The 18,215-nt window shown below is 60.3% G+C and carries 14 protein-coding genes; 5 read left to right on the top strand and 9 right to left on the bottom strand.

What is annotated here, in order from left to right; translation table 11 throughout:
- Nucleotides 1-630: 630 nt before the first annotated feature.
- Nucleotides 631-1,863, top strand: a complete 1,233-nt coding sequence (locus tag U9R81_RS15300) for a cysteine desulfurase-like protein (RefSeq protein WP_322496298.1) — start codon at nt 631-633, stop codon at nt 1,861-1,863.
- Between the two features lie 90 nt (nt 1,864-1,953).
- Here U9R81_RS15300 and U9R81_RS15295 read toward each other — a convergent pair whose 3' ends face one another.
- From U9R81_RS15295 to mraZ, 6 genes are all read right to left on the bottom strand, one after another.
- Nucleotides 1,954-2,799, bottom strand: coding sequence for a hypothetical protein (locus U9R81_RS15295; RefSeq protein WP_322496297.1), 846 nt, complete (start codon nt 2,797-2,799; stop codon nt 1,954-1,956).
- Nucleotides 2,796-3,896, bottom strand: a complete 1,101-nt coding sequence (locus U9R81_RS15290; RefSeq protein WP_322496296.1) for a cell division protein FtsZ — start codon at nt 3,894-3,896, stop codon at nt 2,796-2,798. Before U9R81_RS15290 ends, U9R81_RS15295 begins: the two co-directional genes overlap by 4 nt.
- 26 nt (nt 3,897-3,922) lie before the next feature.
- The gene (locus U9R81_RS15285; protein ID WP_322496295.1) at nt 3,923-5,848 is read right to left on the bottom strand and encodes an N-acetylmuramoyl-L-alanine amidase; all 1,926 of its coding nucleotides are present in this window, start codon (nt 5,846-5,848) and stop codon (nt 3,923-3,925) included.
- A 64-nt stretch (nt 5,849-5,912) separates the two neighbouring features.
- Nucleotides 5,913-7,247, bottom strand: coding sequence for a CHAT domain-containing protein (locus U9R81_RS15280; RefSeq protein ID WP_322496294.1), 1,335 nt, complete (start codon nt 7,245-7,247; stop codon nt 5,913-5,915).
- A 61-nt stretch (nt 7,248-7,308) separates the two neighbouring features.
- Nucleotides 7,309-7,500, bottom strand: a complete 192-nt coding sequence (locus tag U9R81_RS15275) for a hypothetical protein (protein ID WP_322496293.1) — start codon at nt 7,498-7,500, stop codon at nt 7,309-7,311.
- Between the two features lie 47 nt (nt 7,501-7,547).
- On the bottom strand, nt 7,548-8,003 hold the full coding sequence (mraZ, locus tag U9R81_RS15270; RefSeq protein WP_322496292.1) for a division/cell wall cluster transcriptional repressor MraZ: 456 nt from the start codon (nt 8,001-8,003) through the stop codon (nt 7,548-7,550).
- Between the two features lie 372 nt (nt 8,004-8,375).
- Between mraZ and U9R81_RS15265 the strand changes: the two genes are divergently transcribed.
- Nucleotides 8,376-8,867, top strand: a complete 492-nt coding sequence (locus U9R81_RS15265) for a hypothetical protein (protein WP_322496291.1) — start codon at nt 8,376-8,378, stop codon at nt 8,865-8,867.
- Entirely contained in the window at nt 8,755-9,252 is a 498-nt protein-coding gene (locus U9R81_RS15260) for a hypothetical protein (protein WP_322496290.1), read from the top strand. Before U9R81_RS15265 ends, U9R81_RS15260 begins: the two co-directional genes overlap by 113 nt.
- A 34-nt stretch (nt 9,253-9,286) precedes the next feature.
- Here the strand turns inward: U9R81_RS15260 and U9R81_RS15255 are convergent, their stop codons facing one another.
- Entirely contained in the window at nt 9,287-9,994 is a 708-nt protein-coding gene (locus U9R81_RS15255) for a hypothetical protein (RefSeq protein WP_322496289.1), read from the bottom strand.
- Between the two features lie 168 nt (nt 9,995-10,162).
- Here U9R81_RS15255 and pheT point away from each other — a divergent pair, with 168 nt between their 5' ends.
- Together pheT and mvk are read left to right on the top strand one after the other, a co-directional pair.
- Nucleotides 10,163-12,745, top strand: coding sequence for a phenylalanine--tRNA ligase subunit beta (pheT, locus tag U9R81_RS15250; RefSeq protein ID WP_322496288.1), 2,583 nt, complete (start codon nt 10,163-10,165; stop codon nt 12,743-12,745).
- Nucleotides 12,746-12,748: 3 nt separating this feature from the next.
- Nucleotides 12,749-13,684, top strand: a complete 936-nt coding sequence (gene mvk, locus U9R81_RS15245; RefSeq protein WP_322496287.1) for a mevalonate kinase — start codon at nt 12,749-12,751, stop codon at nt 13,682-13,684.
- A 572-nt stretch (nt 13,685-14,256) separates the two neighbouring features.
- Here the strand turns inward: mvk and U9R81_RS15240 are convergent.
- Together U9R81_RS15240 and U9R81_RS15235 are read right to left on the bottom strand one after the other, a co-directional pair.
- A complete protein-coding gene (locus U9R81_RS15240; protein WP_322496286.1) occupies nt 14,257-15,513 on the bottom strand; it encodes a sensor histidine kinase in 1,257 nt (418 codons plus the stop codon).
- A 31-nt stretch (nt 15,514-15,544) separates the two neighbouring features.
- A partial coding sequence (locus U9R81_RS15235; RefSeq protein ID WP_322496285.1) for a clostripain-related cysteine peptidase occupies nt 15,545-18,215 on the bottom strand: 2,671 nt, incomplete at its 5' end.

Below are 18,215 nucleotides of genomic sequence, written 5' to 3'. Positions count from 1 at the left end.
GAAGGTCGCAGGTTCGAATCCTGCCGCCGCTACCAACTTAAGCCCCACCCCCGCTAGCTGTGCTAGCGGGGGTGGCGGTGTTTTGAGGCGAGTAAAAGGTACGGATGTTTACCGCAGAGGGCGCGGAGAGCGCAGAGAATGTTTCTCATTCCAAATACCTTATGCGCCCTTCGCGTCCTTTGCGCCTTTGCGTGTGAATCCTCTGCGTCTTTGCTCGCGTGGCGGCTTAGCGTTGACTGCCCTCATCCCCCCGCCCCTTCTCCTACCTGACGGCGGGAGAAGGGGCGCCGCTAAATACGCGGGACTGGCACTGCGCAAGTGATATGAGATGTTTTGATGCTCGGAGTGACCGAATCTCGCCCTCGCGGGGGATTGCTTCGTCGCGCCGAGCGCGGCGCGCCATGCCAAGCCAGAATGTCATTGCGAGGGCGCGCAGCGCCCGAAGCAATCTCCTCCTTCAGCGCAGCCCATGCCTGAGCGGGTTCCGCTTGCCCTCGCGGGGGATTGCTTCGTCACGCCGAGTGCGGCGTGCTATGACAGAGGGGGAAGCTGCGGTGAGAGCTAGACTGTTGGCTATTCATTGACATCTGGTATGATTTGCTGAAACAGTGATTTGCCACGGAGATTGTGATGTCCTTCGATCCATCCACTATTCGCCCACTCTTCCCGGCATTAGCGCAAGAGGTTGCCGGACGGCCAGCAGTCTTTTTCGATGGCCCCGGCGGCACGCAGGCGCCGCAGATGGTGATCGATGCAATCAGCGGGTATCTGGCGCGTGACAATGCCAATACGCACGGCGCGTTCGCCACCAGCCAACGCACCGATGCGATGATTGCCGCGGCGCATGCTGCGATGGCCGATCTACTTGGTTGCGATCCTGACGAGGTGTTTTTCGGCCAGAATATGACCTCACTGACCTTTGCGTTCAGCCGGGCAATTGGGCGTGAGCTGCAAGCCGGCGATGAAATCGTGGTGACACGGCTTGACCATGATGCCAATGTCGCGCCGTGGCGAGCGTTGAACGAGCGCGGGGTCGTGATTCGCGAAGTCGATATTGACATTGATGACTGTACGCTCGATATGGCGGACATGGCGGCGAAGATCGGGCCACGTACCAAACTGGTGGCGGTTGGTTATGCTTCAAATGCGGTTGGCACGATCAACGATGTACGGCAGGTGGTCGAATGGGCGCATCAGGCCGGCGCGCTGGTCTTTGTCGATGCCGTGCATTATGCGCCACACGGCCCGATCGATGTCAAGGCGCTCGATTGCGACTTTTTGGCCTGTAGTGTCTATAAATTCTTTGGGCCGCACGTAGGGGCCATCTATGGCAAACGCGAGCATTTACAGCGATTGCAGCCCTACAAAGTGCGCCCGGCAGCAGATACCACGCCTGAACGCTGGATGACCGGCACCCAGAACCATGAAGGCTTGGCCGGCGTGACAGCAGCGATTGAGTACTTGGCCAGCTTAGGCCAGCCAGCCGCGACCCGGCGCGAGGCGCTCGTGACGGCGATGACCCGAATCGCTGACTACGAACGGAGCTTAGCCGTGCAGTTGATCGAGGGCTTGCTCACTATCCCCGGCCTCACGTTTTATGGGATTCGCGAGCCGGAGCGGTTTGAGTGGCGCACGCCGACGGTCTCGTTCCGGTTGGCAAACCTGTCGCCGCGAGCGGTGGCTGAACAACTGGCTGAACGCGGTATTTTTGTCTGGGATGGCAACTATTATGCGTTGAGCTTGAGCGAACGGCTAGGGGTTGAGCCGCTTGGCGGCATGGTGCGGGTAGGGTTGGTGCATTACAACACGGCTGCTGAAGTAGATTATTTGCTTGAGGTATTGCGCGAGCTGGCCACAAGGTAGCAGGATGGGAATGTGGCGGGCCAGCTGCCCGCGCTCCACGCGCTACACCATCTCTGCTTGTGGCGGGCCAACGGCCCGCGCCGCCTAGCATTAGGCTTTGAGCATCACCTCGGCGCGATCCCATACTAACAGCCCCGGCTGCTCGCTGAGCATGACGCGGTCGGGGCTATACCGCACTCGGATACCGCTCTCACTCCCCAACACGCGCCGGTCGAGATCGGGCGGCATGGTGGTGATATACCCTTCATCATTGAAAAAGAGGCGCACACATGAAAACGCGAAGGTCAGATCATGCGGGCTAGCGAGGGTGATTTCGAGATCGGAGTCGTGGTTGACACTCGCCTGAGCGCCAAGATCGCCCAGCATGTGGCGCAACGCATCAATATCGACATTCAGCCGTTGCCCTTTTGCGCCGCTAATCGTGATGGTGATATGGCGGCTGGTGAGAACCGAGTCGATCAACAACAACTCGTAGGGGGTCTGTTCGAACAGAATCGCTGCCGCCGGATTGGCGCGATCAATTGCGCGACCGGCTAGCGCGCAGCCGAGGGCATTGACATCGTAGGCGAGGCGCATCGCGGTCGGAAATGAGAAGGAGATGGAAGCAGCGCCTTGCAACGTCGTGGACAACTCGGCGGTGGGGATGCCGAAGCCGCGCAAAAAACCTTTCAAAATGGCCAACCCCAATTCAAGACTCACCCGCCGCGAACGGCGACCACTGATATCGATCAGTTGTGACACCGATGGTTGGACGCTGAGCGGGCTCGAGTCGGTCAAGAGCGGCAAGAGCGAGCCGCGAAAGATGCTGCGCCCATGGCGATGCACAACGACTGAGAGCGGCCGGATGCGGGCATCGGGGACACGCACCGGATTAGCGCCGAACAGGTCATGCACAAGCGCGACGAGGGGGTCATTCGAGCACAGATGCAAGATCATACGCAGCCTCGACGGTGAAGCTTCAAAAAGGGCGGAAGATCGGCATACTCAAGCAACGCAGGGGCTTGTGATTGAACAGGCGGTTTTGGGCCCGGAGTAGATTTGTTGGCGCTGGCGCCAGCCAGCCGGCGGAACGTATCAACTTCACTCGCAATCAGCGTCACGCGCACGCGATCAGGGTTAGCTTGGTGCGGTGAGCTGACCACGCCAATCGCTAACTCCATCTCGCTATCAATCGTCTGATGAATTTGCGCGATCGCATTGTTCACATCGTGCAGACCGAGATTATTACCACCAATGATCGATACAAAGAGACGCCGCGCCTTTATCAAATTCCCTTCCAACAAATCGCATTTGAGCGCCATCGGCACAGCGCGTTGGGCGGCATCGCTGCCAGTTGCGCTGCCAATGCCAAGCATCGTCTGGCCGGCATTGCTGAGGGTTTGGCGAACGTGGGAAAAGTCGAGCTGTATCAGGGACGGCAAGGAGAGCTGCTCGACGACACCGCTGATTGCAGCACTCAAAATCGTATTGCTATAGGTAAGCGCTTTGCTCAGCGTTTCCCGCGGATTAACAAAACGGAGGATCTTCTGATTGGACACCACCACCACCGCATCGGAAGTCGCGGTCAGGGAGGCAAGACCCTGTTCGGCAGTGCGGCTACGTTGGCCTTTCTCGACGTGAAACGGCATCGTGACAAACGCGAGGGTCAGTGCGCCAAGTTGGCGGGCAAGGCGGGCGACCACTGGCGCGGCGCCGGTGCCGGTACCACCACCCATACCGGCGACAATCACCACTAGATCAGCGCCGGCAAGCGCTTGGGCCAACACCGATTCGCTTTCGAGCGTCGCCTCGGCGCCGACTTGAGGATGACCGCCGGCGCCCTTGCCACCTGTAAGCTGCGGTCCCAATAAAATGCGCGTTGGCACCGTGGTGCGTCCAACCAGATCTTGTTGATCGGTATTGGCGACAATCACGCCAATCTGATCGGACGGCAGTTGTAATGTACTGACCAAATTCCCGCCGCAGCCACCCAAACCGATCAGCTTAATGGTAATTGGGGTACGAGGCTGAAACGATACATCTGCTGATTCCATACGCCCCCTACGAATAATGGTTGGTATTACACCTGCTCGCTCACCGGCATCTCAGTGATGGAGTCGCTCACCCGCACCCGGCCAGCGCCAATGTGAAACTGCCGGCGCAGTAACTGCACCAGCGCCTGTACCGCGCTGCGCAATGGTGGCGGCGCATGTTCGAGCGACCCCTCGATAGCAATCACGATGGCGCGTTGATCGAGTTGCTCGGCGGGCAAGCCAACCCCGCGAGCAGTGCGGGCAATATAGCGTTCGTGGCGCAGACGAAACACAGCGCCGGTATGATCCACGTAATAGTGCCAGCGCGCATTGGCGTGAGCATTGACCAACTGTAAGCTGGTTGGGCCGGGAGTTGGCGCCAGCAAAATGGTATCAATCGGGCGGCGGCGTATTTCCCCATCACCGGCGAATAGGCTCACATCGATCAATGGCTGGCCTTGCCGAACTGGCCCAAGCAGGGGAGCAGACGTCACTGGCGGCGGTGGCAGACGCTGGCCATCAACCCGCGATAGCCGCACCACACCGGTTGCAAGCTGGCGGTGGCTGCCAAGCAACGCCGTCAAGCGGCCAAAGGGACTCGCCGACGGCAACGGGCGATCGAGCGGCCAATCCGGGGCCGGCAGGCGACAAGCGATCACATCGAGCGCAAACGGCATCAACACCACCGGCACGCTATCGATCACCACAACTTCAGGTTGGCCCAGTGGCGCGCCGAGGTCTTCACCCAACGCATACTGGATCAGGGCCGCATCAGGTTGGTAGCGGCGACCGGTGCGGAGGGCAAAGAGATCGTCAAGCAAGAGCCGGGCCAATTGGGTGGCGCGCTCGCGGCTGAGGCCAGACGGCGCCAACTGGCCAGCAGCGGCGCGGCGAAGCTCGCTGAGCCGGTAGATCACTTGCCACTGGCCCACCGGCGAGCAAAGACTATCGAGAGCAAAGTGCTGGCAAGCGAAATTCAACCCCGGCGCCAGCGCCAACCGGTGATTATGGCTGATCGGCATCCCCAATTCATCGGGATGCTGGAGAAAATACTGGTGGAAGGCCCAACCGGGTTGAAAGCCATTGACCGGATCGGCAGCGCGAAAGATTGCCTCAAGCAGCGCCATCCGTTGCGGGCTAGCCGGCACGGTATTGAGCCGATTGATGCTCTCACCGGGGCGGAGGGAGTCATCGGGCCCAACGGAAGCAAACAGCGCATCGCGGGCATAGACTTCAACCAGATAGCGCGTCCCGTCAGGCAGTGACAACGCGCGTTCACGGTCATTGGGCGCTGAGGCCGGACGCGGAGCGAGGGGGCGAGCGACCAGCGAAGCGACCGGCATGCCGAGATTGGCGGCGCGGGCTTGGGCGAAAAAGGGCCACTCGGCGGGCAGGCCACTGCCGGCGGCGCGATACGCGGCATCAAGCATGTATTGGCGCAACTGTTCACCCGGCGGCAAGGCAGGGGCATCAGGCAAACCGGCGAACACCTCGGCCAGAAACCGTTGCCACGGAAAACCGGCCGGATCGGTCTTCCGTCCGGGAGAAATATCGAGATGGCGCACCACTTGGGTAGGCGGAATCCGGTACTTCTGCACCAGCTCGCGGGTCAACCAAAGCGCAGCAGCGTACTGTTCGGGCGGGTACGGATCGCGACCATCGTTACGGTTCTCGATTTCGATCCCCACCGATACATCGTTACAGCCATACACCGTGCGGCCATCAACCTCCCAACGGCTCACACCGGCATGCCACGCGATATCTTGATCTGCAACCAGTTGGAACACCTGGCCACGCTTGCTGATGTAGTAATGGACGGAAACCTCACGACCGGGAGCGCCGCCCTGCCGGAGCCACTTAAAGTCACCGGGGTAGGAACCGGCAGTGGAATGGAGCACCACCATCCTGATCCGATCAGGAGTGCCCGGTCTAAAATGGTTGCGGGTCATGCCAACCCATTCGATCTGATACATACGTACACCCATGCGATGGTTATGATGGAGCCGCACCTCTGTGCAGCGGCACCAAGGGACAGCGCTACCTAGGATCGATGCCGTATCGCCGGCGATACCATTCGTCTTGAATGCGCAACCGGCGGATCACCGGTGATAGCTGCCGTGCCGAAGACCGGTTGCCCAAGGTCAACGCCGGCGGCCGATCGCTGGGCGGGCGCAAGTAAATCGGCCCAAGGGTGCGATTACGCACGTACAACGCCGGCACAAACCACGACACCTGATCAGTCTCGCCGACATACAGCGCAATCCGAGCAGCGACCAGCGCCTCTTGCACGCTACGCCCCTGCGCCAACCCGGCGTAGACAATGCTGGCCATGCGGGTAGCAGCATCGGCGCGGATCGTAAACTGCATCCCAATCACCACCGGCACCCCAGCGATGCTGAGGGCGGGGGCAACACTACTAAGCAAGGCCGAGCCGGGGGTAGCCATCGCCCCTTGGCACGCATGCAACAAGACCATCCGCACCTCGCCGGCAGCAGCAGCCAACGCCCCCGGCGGCGTCCATTCTTCCCCACCGCTCTCGCGGTCAAGCAAGAGCGCGCCGGCGCCTTGCTCATAGCGCCCGTGGCCGTAGTAATGGATCACATCGGGCGACCACTCGCGCACCACCCGTTCGAGTTCACGGCGCGAAACCGGGCTCAACTCACGCATTTCGGCCAGACCCAATTCAAGCAACGGTTGCAACGCGCTCATGCGGGCGCTGCGTTCAAGCTGGCGCAATTCGGGCGGGATCCCGGCTTGGGGCGAGAGGGCGAGAATGCGCAGCGCGCCGCTGCCCGGCGCCGGTTGCGGCGGCGGGCCGGTATGCTTAAGACGGCGTTCAATCGTTGCCGACAAGCGGCGCTCAGTGAGGAGCGGCGTTGGTTCATCGGCCCAGAGCAGCTCCCACGGGAGCGTGGCGAGGGCAATATCAGCCGGCGCGTGGGCATTGAAATGGCAAGCCATCAGCAACGGCCGATCGACCGCCAGCGCATAGTTACGCACAATCTTCAGGGCTTCAGCGCCGCGCTTATCGTGGGTCAAGGCCCGAAAGAGGCGGCGACCGACTCGGCGCGGCAAATCGGACGGCACCCGATCACCGTCATCCCAGAAATCGAGTTCACGCAGCCGATCCTGTTCCGCCGGAGAAAACGTGAACGCCGCTTCTTGGGCTGATGTCCATGGATGCGGATAGGCCGGATCTTGCAACACATCGAGAGCCCGCAACACAAGCGGCACATCGTGGGCAGCGATCGGCATCGGCATCTGGCTCTGGGTGATATCGATCACCTCATTAGCTTCCCAGCGCACAAAAAAGCCGCGGTGATACGAACTAAAATCAACCGAGAGCAGAACAGGTTGGTAGGTTGGTCGCATAGTGATCAGAATGGGTATGGCTAACAGCGGGAACACACCATCTTACCCGGCAGCGCACGGCTTATCGTTCACGAGATTTAGCGGGCAGCTCCGTCATGAGCAAGGCGAGCAACAACGCCTGATCAGCACCCTGATCGCGCACCAGCAACCGCTCGCGCTGCAAGGTTTGGCGCAGGCGCTGGCGAGCAATGAAGGCACTGCCGGACGGACGATCAATCACGGGGCGCGGTTGGAGCGTCAGGGCGCTATTCATAGCGTAATTCCTTTCCAGCAATTTACTACAGTATGTAGTAAAAATGATCACAAAGAAAACGCGCTGTTGCGCGCCACTGCTACATCCCAATCATGGTGCGACCAGCGGCCGGCAGAGGCCGTAATCGTCGACTCACATTCTTGCCAGCGTTCCGGCGTCCACACTTCCAAATACTGATCCATTCCAACCAGAACAGCGGTGCGATCAAGACCGGCATACGCGCGGAGTGGCGCAGAGATGACAATCGTTGCCTGCTCATCGAGCGACAAAGCGCTGGCATCGGCAAACAGCAACCGGCGCAACCAGCGCTCATCAGCGCCGCTGAGAGTCAGATTGCTCACCCGCTGAGCCAACCCCCGCCAGAACGGTTCGGGGCACAGTTGGAGACAGCGTTCAAAACCGCGGGTCACGACTACACCAGCGTTAAATACAGGGCGGATAGGAGCGGGAATGGCCAAGCGGCCTTGTTCATCGAGCGACACCTGCCAAGTACCGAGCAACATCGCTTCCTCACAGGGTCAGAATGCTAGGCAAGAGGATCCTTTTCGGGTTCTTGTTGGGTTCTTAAAATACCTGCCTGAACTACTATAACATATAATATTTGAGCTGTCTAGAGTGTTTCGCGGGAAGTTCTCAGCGAGGCCTTGACATTACTACAGTATGTAGTATTATAAAGCTAAGCTTAGCTTCGACGCCTTCTCGCCTGCAATCGACTACTTGTTGTCGCTGGTGGAAATGGCATTATGACGAAACAAACTGAACAGGAGGAGCGGCTATCACCCAACCATCAACCCCAAGAAGTACCCAAAAAGCACCCAAAAGACTAGACAAAACAGTTGAGGAGTGATATAGTATCTACTGAAAGGAACCCAGCAATGCAAGCAGTGAATCACAACGCAACGTTCAACACGGTGACTGAAGCTGATCATCTGGCGGTGCAATTGCCGCTGCAGGTGATGGGACTGTCAACTGTCTACGCTGCTACTCTCGAACTACTCCAGCGTCGTTATCCGACAGTCTTGCCTGATCATTTGTGGGCAGAGGTTGCTGGCGGGGTCGTTCTTTCCCTTGCACCGGTCGCGTTAGCAGCACGCCGCTTACGTAACCTCGATTGGCGCAATTATGAAGATTTGGTCTGGCGTAGCTTTGTGGCTGCGGGCATTCCCATTATTCTCTGGCAACTCGGCGCAAATGCGCTGCGCCACCGCGAAGCCGAAGATTACTTGCGCCGAACACGAAGGAGCGCTGTTGATTATGCCAACGATACCACGCCGCTGGCCAACCGAATTGGAGACCGAGAGGGTGGAGTTGATCCGCGTTGCGGACGAGGCGGTTCAGCACATCCAACAGGCCCGGAATACGCTTGAAGAGGTGCGAGCTGAACTAGGGCGCAATATTCACCTTGGGCGGGTGTTGATCGCTACCGCCGAGCGCGCCGTGTACGATGCTTTGACCTGCACTGAACGCATGCGGCGCTATTTGGCCATCGTGCGCGGCGCGGAAATTAACGGACGCTGGCCGATGACGGCGGCTCGCCAACGCGACGATAGCGAACAAGCGTTGGATCGAGCCGCCCGGAGCCTCGAAGAGGCGCAAGACCTGTTCGAGGAATTGCGCCGGAGTTACTATACGTCGAATTTCACGCTGGCCGAGGCGATTCTGGCCGATATAACGCTTGCCCTTGCTCGCGCTCGCCGTTCGATCGAACAAATGGTGCGCTTGCTGACTGAAGCGGCGATCGGACGTGATTAGGCCTTGCCTGCACTTACGTAGCGCAACCCATTTGCTACGGTGTTGGCGTGGCCGTAGGAACAGGCGTCGCAGTTGGCGTTGCCGTCAGCGGCGACGGCGTTGCAGTGGGTGTCGCAGTTGGCGTAGGCAAGCCAACATCATCCACGGTATCGGCAGCAATGTCGCTCAGCCGGTCAAGAAAACGGGTTAACCGCTCGCTGCGCCGCTCGATTTCGCGAATCCGCTCGTTTTGTTCGGCTTGAATGGTGGCTACGACCGCTACTACTACTTGCCCTTCCCGAAGCTGATCTTGTAATGTCGCGGCTCCAGCGACCGCGGTTTGCAGTGCCTGCCTCAAGGCTACCGCCGTTGCAGCCTGACCGGCTTGGGTCGTCGCCGCCGCCGCCAGTCGCCCCGCCTGCGCTTCGAGATCATCGATCCGCTCGCGCGCATTGCCCAACTCAATGCTCGCTTGCGCCTGCGCCGTTTGTAGTTGGGCCACCGTATTGGCTTGCGCCGTGGCCGCTGCCTGCAACCGCTGCACCTCAACGCTCGCTTGCCGGATCTGCTGCGGTGTGGTGAGATCAACTCCCAACAGCAACAAGATGCCTCCGGCTGCAACCAACGCTACTCCAGCCGCAATGATCACGGTCAATAACCAGCCAATCAGGCCGATGATCCGGCTCGCACAACTGCGCGAACGCGGCGCTGGCGACGCTGGCGGTGAGGCTACCGGCGCTTCATTCGAATCAGGTTGGGTCATTGTCTTCCTACTGCATCGGCGCGAACATATGGCTATTGTAGCATGCCGGCTGGCAGGCTAAGGAACCGGTTGCCAGCGAATGCGATCATCCGAGCCATCCACGTCATTTGACAGTCTGCAAGGCGCTGGCTACAATCGCACCAGCCAGATTGCTATGCCGAGGAGCCTATGAGAGTTCCGCTGTCATGGTTGCGTGAATTTGTTGCGGTCGATCTGCCGGTCGAAGAATTGGCCCGGCGCTTGACCTTCGGCGGTATGGAAGTCGCCCAGATCCACCGGATCGGGGTTGAGGGCGCGCCGCTGCCGTGGGATCCCGAATTGATTGTCGTTGCCAATGTGCTAGAGGTGCGGTCGCATCCGAACGCTGACCGGCTGGTGCTGGCCGAGGTTGATTATGGCGCGGCCCAGACCCATACGGTTGTCACCGGCGCGCCTAATCTGTTTCCGTATCGCGATCAGGGCCGCTTGACCCATCCGCTGAAAGCGGCGTTTGCCCGCGAAGGTGCGCAGTTGTACGATGGCCACGCCGAGGGCTGGGTGATTACCAAGCTCAAGGGCCGGCCAGTGCGCGGCGTGATGAGCGATGCCATGCTCTGTTCGGAGAAAGAGCTGGGCCTGAGCGAGGATCACGAGGGGATTTTGATCTTGCCCGACGATGCGCCGGTGGGAATGCCGCTGCGCGATTATCTGGGCGAGATTGTGCTAGAAATTGACCTGACCCCCAACTTCGCCCGTTGTCTCTCGATTGTCGGCGTGGCCCGCGAAGTCGCCGCGCTGACCGGCGCGCCGCTGACCTTGCCCGATCCGCAGGTTGTTGCCACCGGCCCGTCGATCAGCGGGCGGGCCAATGTGACGATCCACGAACCCGATCTCTGCCCGCGTTTTATGGTTGGGCTAGCCGAGGGCGTACAGGTCGGGCCGTCGCCGTTCTGGATGCAGCGCCGCTTGATCAACGCCGGCATGCGCCCAATCAACAATATTGTCGATATTTCCAACTACGTGATGATCGAGTGGGGCCAGCCGACCCACGCTTTTGACGCCGATCGCGTGGCCGAACGCCATTTGATCGTGCGCTTGGCCCAACCCGGCGAACGGCTGAAGACGCTCGACGATCAGGATCGCGATCTGACACCCGGCTCTGACAGCGGCTTGTCCCACTCGCCGCTGATGGTGTGTGACGCCGCCGGGCCGCTGGCGGTGGCTGGTGTGATGGGTGGGGCCAGCTCTGAGGTGAGCGCGACCACGACCAACGTATTGCTCGAAGCGGCTATTTGGGAGCCAGTGCAGATCCGGCGCACGGCGCGCGGTCTCAAATTACCCAGCGAGGCGTCGCGCCGTTTCGAGCGCGGGGTTGATTATGAGTTGCCGCCAATCGCGCTACGCCGCTGTTTGGAACTGATGCGCCTATACGCCGGGGCAACGATTGCCGCCGATTTCATCGATGTCTATTCGCGCCCGTGGCAACCGGTGACGATCGATCTGCCACCCTCGGAAGTGCGCCGCTTGCTCGGCATTCATCTCGATGCCCACACCATCGCCAGCATTCTGGGCCGGCTAGGGTTTGAATGCACAATCAGCGGCAGCGCGACGGTCGGCGATTTCGCCATGCTGGCCGCCGATCCGGTGATACACGTAAAGGTTCCGTCGTTCCGTCAAGATGTGACGATGGCCGCCGATCTGTGCGAAGAGATTGCCCGCGTCTATGGCTATGATCAGATTCCGTCCACTCGCTTGGCTGATGAACTGCCGCCGCCGGTGACGCTCAAGGCGATTGAACTCGAAGAGCAGGTGCGCGATCTGATGGCCGGCGCCGGCTTGACCGAGCTGATCACCTATTCGCTGATCGACATGGCGCTGGTCGCGCAGGTGCAACCCTCTGAGGCCGTCGCCGAGCGGTACCTCAAGCTGAGCAATCCCAGCACGCCGGAACATGTCTACCTGCGCCGCTCGTTGCTGCCCTCGATCGCGGCGGCGCTGGCCATGAACCTGCGCGAGCGCAAGCGTTCGCTGGTGTTCGAGATTGGGCGAGTCTACTTACCGCAAACCGAGCCGGGCCACGACGATCGCTGGCTGCCCGCTGAACCACGCCGGCTGGCAATTGCGATGGCCGGCCCGCGCCAGCCGGAAAGCTGGCTCAGCACCGACCGCGAGTGGCTCGATTTCTACGATCTGAAGGGGATCGTCGAGCTGCTCGGCGAACGGTTAGGGCTGGCCGAGCAACTCAGCTTTGTGCCGCTGACCGATGATGAGCGCTTCCACCCCGGACGCTCGGCGGCGTTGATGCTGGTGCGCAAGCGCGATAGCCGGGGGCGGCCAGTGGATCAACAACCGGTTGGCGTGCTTGGCGAAGCTCACCCGCAGGTGCGCGCGCGGCTAGAGGTGGCAGCGCCGCGAATACTGCTGGCCGAGATCGATCTCGAAACGCTGTTTGCCCACGCCGGGCAAGCGGTCTACCGGCCCATCTCGCGCTTCCCGGCCAGTGTGCAAGATCTGTCGATTGTGGCTGATGAAGCAATCAGCGAAGTGCAGATCCGGGCCGTCATCCAGCGCAGCGCCGGCGAGTATTTAGAGAGCCTGACCCTGTTTGATCGCTACAGCGGGCCGCAAGTGGGGGAAGGCAAACGCAGCCTGACCTATCACCTTGTCTTCCGCGCGCCTGACCGCACCCTGCTCGACGAGACGTTAGCCAAGATTCGCAAGAAGATCATTGGCAACCTCGAACGCGAGCTAGGGGCGACAATTCGCAGTTGAGCCATGGCAACAGCGCCGGCCAAACTCATTCTCTGCGGCGAACATGCCGTCGTCTACGGACGGCCAGCGATTGCGTTGCCGCTGGCCGACATTCGGGCGACGGCAACTGTCACACCACTCCCGCCGGGGAGCGGTCCGCTGATCAGCGCGCCCGATCTTGGCGGGCAGTGGCGAGTCGCTGAGCGGCCCGATGAGCCGCTGAGCGGATTGGTGATGGCGGTCATTGAACGGCTTGGTGTCCCGGCTGATATTGAAATCACCATCCGATCGGCGATCCCGATCGCGAGCGGCATGGGCAGCGGGGCGGCCATCGCCACGGCGATTGTGCGCGAGTTGCTGGCGCACAGCGGCCAAACCCTGCCGCCGGCAGCCATTTCCGAACTCGTGTACGAGAGCGAACGCGGCTATCACGGCACACCGAGCGGGATCGACAACACCGTGGTGGCCTTCGAGCAGCCAATCTGGTTTCAGCGCCGGCCATCACTCCCGCCATTGATCGAGCCGTTGCCGATTGGCGCACCGCTGACACTGGTCGTCGGCGACAGCGGCGTGCGCAGCCCCACTCGCTTACCAGTTGGTGCAGTGCGCGAGCGGTGGCAGGCCGATCCGGCCCGCTACGAAGCGTTGTTCGATCAGGTAGGCGCGTTGGTCGAGCAAGCACGCGCGGCGCTGGCGAAGGGTGATGCAGCGCGGTTAGGGCCACTCCTCAGCGCCAATCACGAACTGTTGCGCGAGATCGGCGTCTCGTCGCCGGAACTTGACCGGTTGGTTGCGGCAGCGCAAGCTGCCGGCGCACTAGGGGCAAAGCTAGCCGGCGCCGGCTGGGGTGGCGTGATGTTGGCGTTGACCACGCCGGAACAAGCGGCGACGATCGCTGGCGCGTTGCGCACCGCGGGCGCAGCCAACGCGCTCGTAACGACGATTGCGGCGACGGGATGAGAACAGAGTGCGGCAGTGGGACTGCCACACTCCAAAGTTTACACAGTGTTTGCCAAGCCTACCCCACTGGTACAGGCGAGGGTGATATGCAATGCGGCAGTATGACTGCCGCACTCCATAACGTTGCGCGATGTGCGCCACGCCGAGCCTACGGGTAAAGGTGTTCAAGGGCGGACAGAAGATCTGAACATAGACACGGTTTGGCGTTGAGATGCGCTATTTCACCCTCACCCCCAGCCCCGATCCCACTGACGCAGATTCAAGGGCGGACAGAACATCCGTCCGGAACCCGGCCCTCAAGGGCCGGGCTAGGGTTACGAAGCCCGCTGCGCGGGCTGCTGGCCCTCACTCCCTGCTCATCTCCCACTGGCGCAGGTTCAAGGGCGGACAGAACATCGGTCCGGAACTGACGCAGGAGAGGGGAGCGGAGAGCTAAACGTTGAGGCATCGCACAGCGATCAACAGTTGTCCGCAATCACACGTGCTGTCCGTCCTCAAGGTAAAGGCGAGAGTGATATGCAATGCGGCAGTGGGACTGCCGCACGCCAAAGTTTGCGCAATGTTTGCGAAGCCTACCTCACCGGCAATTGCACAATGAAGTTACTGCCGCGCCCCACTTCACTCTCAAGCATAATGCTGCCACCGTGCGCCTCAACCGCGAGCCGGCAGAAACAGAGACCCAAACCGGTGCCCCGGCGACGATCATTCTCGCGGGCCTGATAGAAGCGATCGAAGATCCGCTCTTGGGCCTCGCGCGGAATACCCGGACCGGTATCGCTAACCCGCAGCTCAACGCTATGACCATCGTGGGTTAGGCGAGCGGACACCACCACTTCACCGCCCGACGGCGTAAACTTCACCGCATTCGAGACCAGATTCGCAATCAGCCGTTCGATCAAGTGCTGATCGAGCAGGATCGGCGGTAACTCAGATGGCAATTCCAGCCGCACATGCGGCTGATCAGGATGGACCAACTGACGAAACGGCTCACACACAGTCTTGATCAGCGCAACGAGGTTAGCCGGCTGCAACTGCAACGACCAACTACTCGTCTCGAGCCGGGCCGAATCGAGCACCGTTTCGGTCAAGCTGAGCAGATAATTGGCGCTCTCCCGCGCTACTTCGATCAATTCATCACGCGCGTTGGCATCAAAGCCTTGGCGCTGCAAGGCCTTGAGACTGATCAGAAGCGTATGCAGCGGCGCGCGCATATCATGCACAATCATCCGGGTCTGATCTTCGTGATGGCGCAGCCGTTCGGTGAGCGCGCGATTGGCCAGCGCCAACGTCACGTGTTGGCGAGCAGCAAAATCGAGCGCCTGATGCGCGATCTGCAAGAGTATATGGCTAGGCGGCGGCTGCAAACGCTGCAATGCAGCGCGTTGCAGCATCGGGATGGAGTTTTCGAACCGTTCGCTCAGGGCCAACAGATCTTCAGGCGCGCAGCTCCAATGAGCGTCATGCAATTGCAAATCAGCTTCGCGTTCCAACGACTCCATCGGAAGAGCGACCAACGCATAGCCATAGTGCGGCCCCACCCCAACCAGCGCCACTCCAGCACCTTGGAGCACGATACTACTGCGCTGAATCGGCAACGCCACGTCCTGCAGAGCCAGATCGGCCCAATGACCGCCGGCTGTGCCAGCAACAAGCACCGACCCACCCTCAGCGAGCGTCGCATAACTCAACGTCTGCGCTAGTCGGATCAGCGCCGCCGGCGTATATCCGCCCGCTACTCCCATCCGCAGACACGATTTGAGCTGAGCAATGTCTGGGATGAGCTGGGCGACTGGTCGCTCACCCACTTCACGTTGATTGCACCCCCCCACGGTCGGTTCCTTCCCCGCTGCGTAGCATTCGCTACCCGATCACGAGGCTGCTGAGTATGGCCTTGAAGAGTTCAAGCTGGCTATCGAAGCTGCTTTCCGGCGCTTCAAACATGACCAGATAGGTCCACAGTGTATTCGGACTCGTCACGACAACAGCGACGACATAACTGTTACCGCCTTGATCGCGCGGATAAGCGTACTCAAGCTTCAAACCATTCAGGCCAGCCATCTGGAAATCGGTGACATCAACGCGCAGCTCGCCTTGCTGGTTCACGACACTCTTCAGCTCTTCCATCAAGGTGCGGGTGGCGATGGTCGGGTCGTTGTCAACAAACTTGTAGACATCAACCACCACATACACACCATCATCAACCGCGCGATTTGAGAAGATGATCCGGTCGTTGCCGGTATCAAACGCGCGCCAGTTTTGCGGATAATCGATCGCGAAGCCAAGCGTGCCTTCGTAGCGTTGGAAACCAGCTTGGGCTGGGCCGGCAGGCGGAATCACACCACCGCCCGGTGTGGTGGGCACATTGGTATTATCCACTGCCACATCAACATAGCTGTAGTGATAATTGCCGGCAATATCGCGCACCAGAAAACCCATCACATAATCGCCGCTGAGGGTTGGCCCGCGCACCGCCTTAAGCGGCGCATCACCAAACGTAATCGTCTGGCCCTCAAACCGATTCGCTTCCAGCCCGCTGCCAGTATCAGTGTACGAACGGTAGTAAGCGGTAAACGTATCGCCGGCGCGGGGAGTCAACTCAAACGGTTGCGGTTCCTGCTTGCCGGCGGCGCGGGGAAAGCCCCAGACCCGGAGCAACTGCGCTTCATTGCCTTGGATCGCAAAGACGAGCCCAGCGTTGATTTGCTCGCCAGTGGCGGTTGAGGTATAAATGCCTTCAACGCCGTAAAACTCAAAGCCATATTTAATCGGGCCCAGCAAGACTTCAATCTCATCATTCCCGTTGCTCAAGTACCAATTGGTGGCGTCCCAATTCAGGCGCAGGCTAAATTCGCCATCGCTCCAATTGGGCACTTGGCTGCCCGGCGCAGCACCCGGCGGATAAATGAAATCAACCAAGATCAGATCAACCGTATCGCGCCGATCGTTGGGAATGCCGATAAATTGGAAGACGTAGGCAATATCGCTGCCAGCCAAGGTGCCGGTGAGATTAGCGGGCGCATTGACACTGACCACATCGCGATTAATGACCAAATCTCGAATCGTTGGCCGTTGCACAGCCGCGCCGCTTGCCTGATAGTACGCGATCAGGAACTCTTCCCACGCCGTGGCGCGCGGCGTTGGTGAAGCGCGCTCGTAGGCCTCAGCGTAGAGATTCACCAACTGCGGGAAATAGATTGAGAGACCGCCGCTCTCGCGGTGATACGACCCGACGCCATTGGCTAGCCGGGCCGATTCAATTGCGCGCAACAATTGCGCGGCCCGATCACGCACAGCGCCGGTTGCGCCTTGTTGGGGGAGCAAGTTCAGAAAGTGCGGCAGATCGATCGCATTAAACGCTTCGGCATACGATGGCGCATACACGTTGGCAAAGGAACGAGCTTGGCCGATGGCGGCATAACTTTGTTGCACGCCGCGTTGCAATTCTTGCGCTAGCGCGTCGAGACCGCTCACCAGCTCGTTCATGCGCGTAAGATCGAAGGTCGAGAGGGTCACTTCGTCAGCGCTTTGGCCGCGAAACGAATCCATATAGGTTTGCACAATCACCGGCCCAATCGCGTAGCCATCTTGGGCCGGGTTGGCAACCAACTGCTCAAGCCACGCATCCCAAGCCCAACCGGTGTTGGGTTCGAGTTCGGCGGAAGCGACGGCTACTCGCCCGTATGGCGCGACGGTATGGAAGACGTCGATCTGGGCCATCAAGCAGGCATCAAACCCGATCAACTCAAAGCCGCCGATCCGGGTGCGGGCCAGCGCCGTCTCGAAGGCCGAGCTTATCTCAGGCAGAATCAGCACATCGCCATCGGTATCGTCATTGGCGATACCCAACCACGATGCACCGTGATCCCACAGAATGATGGCATAACGTTTGGCCGGGTAATTCTCAATTCCCCAGATCAAGAACTCATTCAGCGTTGCCAGATCACCCATATTGCGCTCGCCGAGATCGGCCAGCGCATTGGCACGGGTTGGTTCCATCCCGGCTTCGACCCGAAATCGCAACGTACCTTCCCAATTGCCATACCGTTCGTCATCCCAAAATTCTGGCGAGCGGACGCGATCGAATTGCACGATGACATGCACTCGATCGGTGGAACCAACCCGCGCCATTTCTTCAAAATCATCGATCGCGTCAGACTCGAGATTGTTATCGCCATCGAGATAGACGAGCACTGTCCACTCCGCCGCATTAGGCGGCGGCTCGCGGGTCGGCGTGGTTGGCTGCGCGATAGGCGATGTCGTGAACCCGCCGCCACTAGCGTTATCATGGCCGCCACCATTACCGCCACCACCGCCGCGGTTCAAGAGCATCACACCGCCAGCAACGGCAACCGCGAGAACGATGCAGGCAAATACACCAATCAGCACGAGCCAGATCGGGAAGCGCCGGGGTTGGGTTGCCGGCGGCTGCGCAGCGGGCGGGACGGGAGGCAGTTGAAAACTGCCAGCGGCAGGTGGGAGAGCAGACGGCGGCTGTCCCGGCCACCCAGCAGCGGGTGGCGACTGCGCCGGC

The organism is Chloroflexus sp. (genome assembly GCF_034435895.1).
Taxonomy (GTDB): domain Bacteria; phylum Chloroflexota; class Chloroflexia; order Chloroflexales; family Chloroflexaceae; genus Chloroflexus.
The sequence above is the reverse complement of the archived record's forward strand: the minus strand, read 5'-3'. Positions and strand labels throughout refer to the sequence as shown.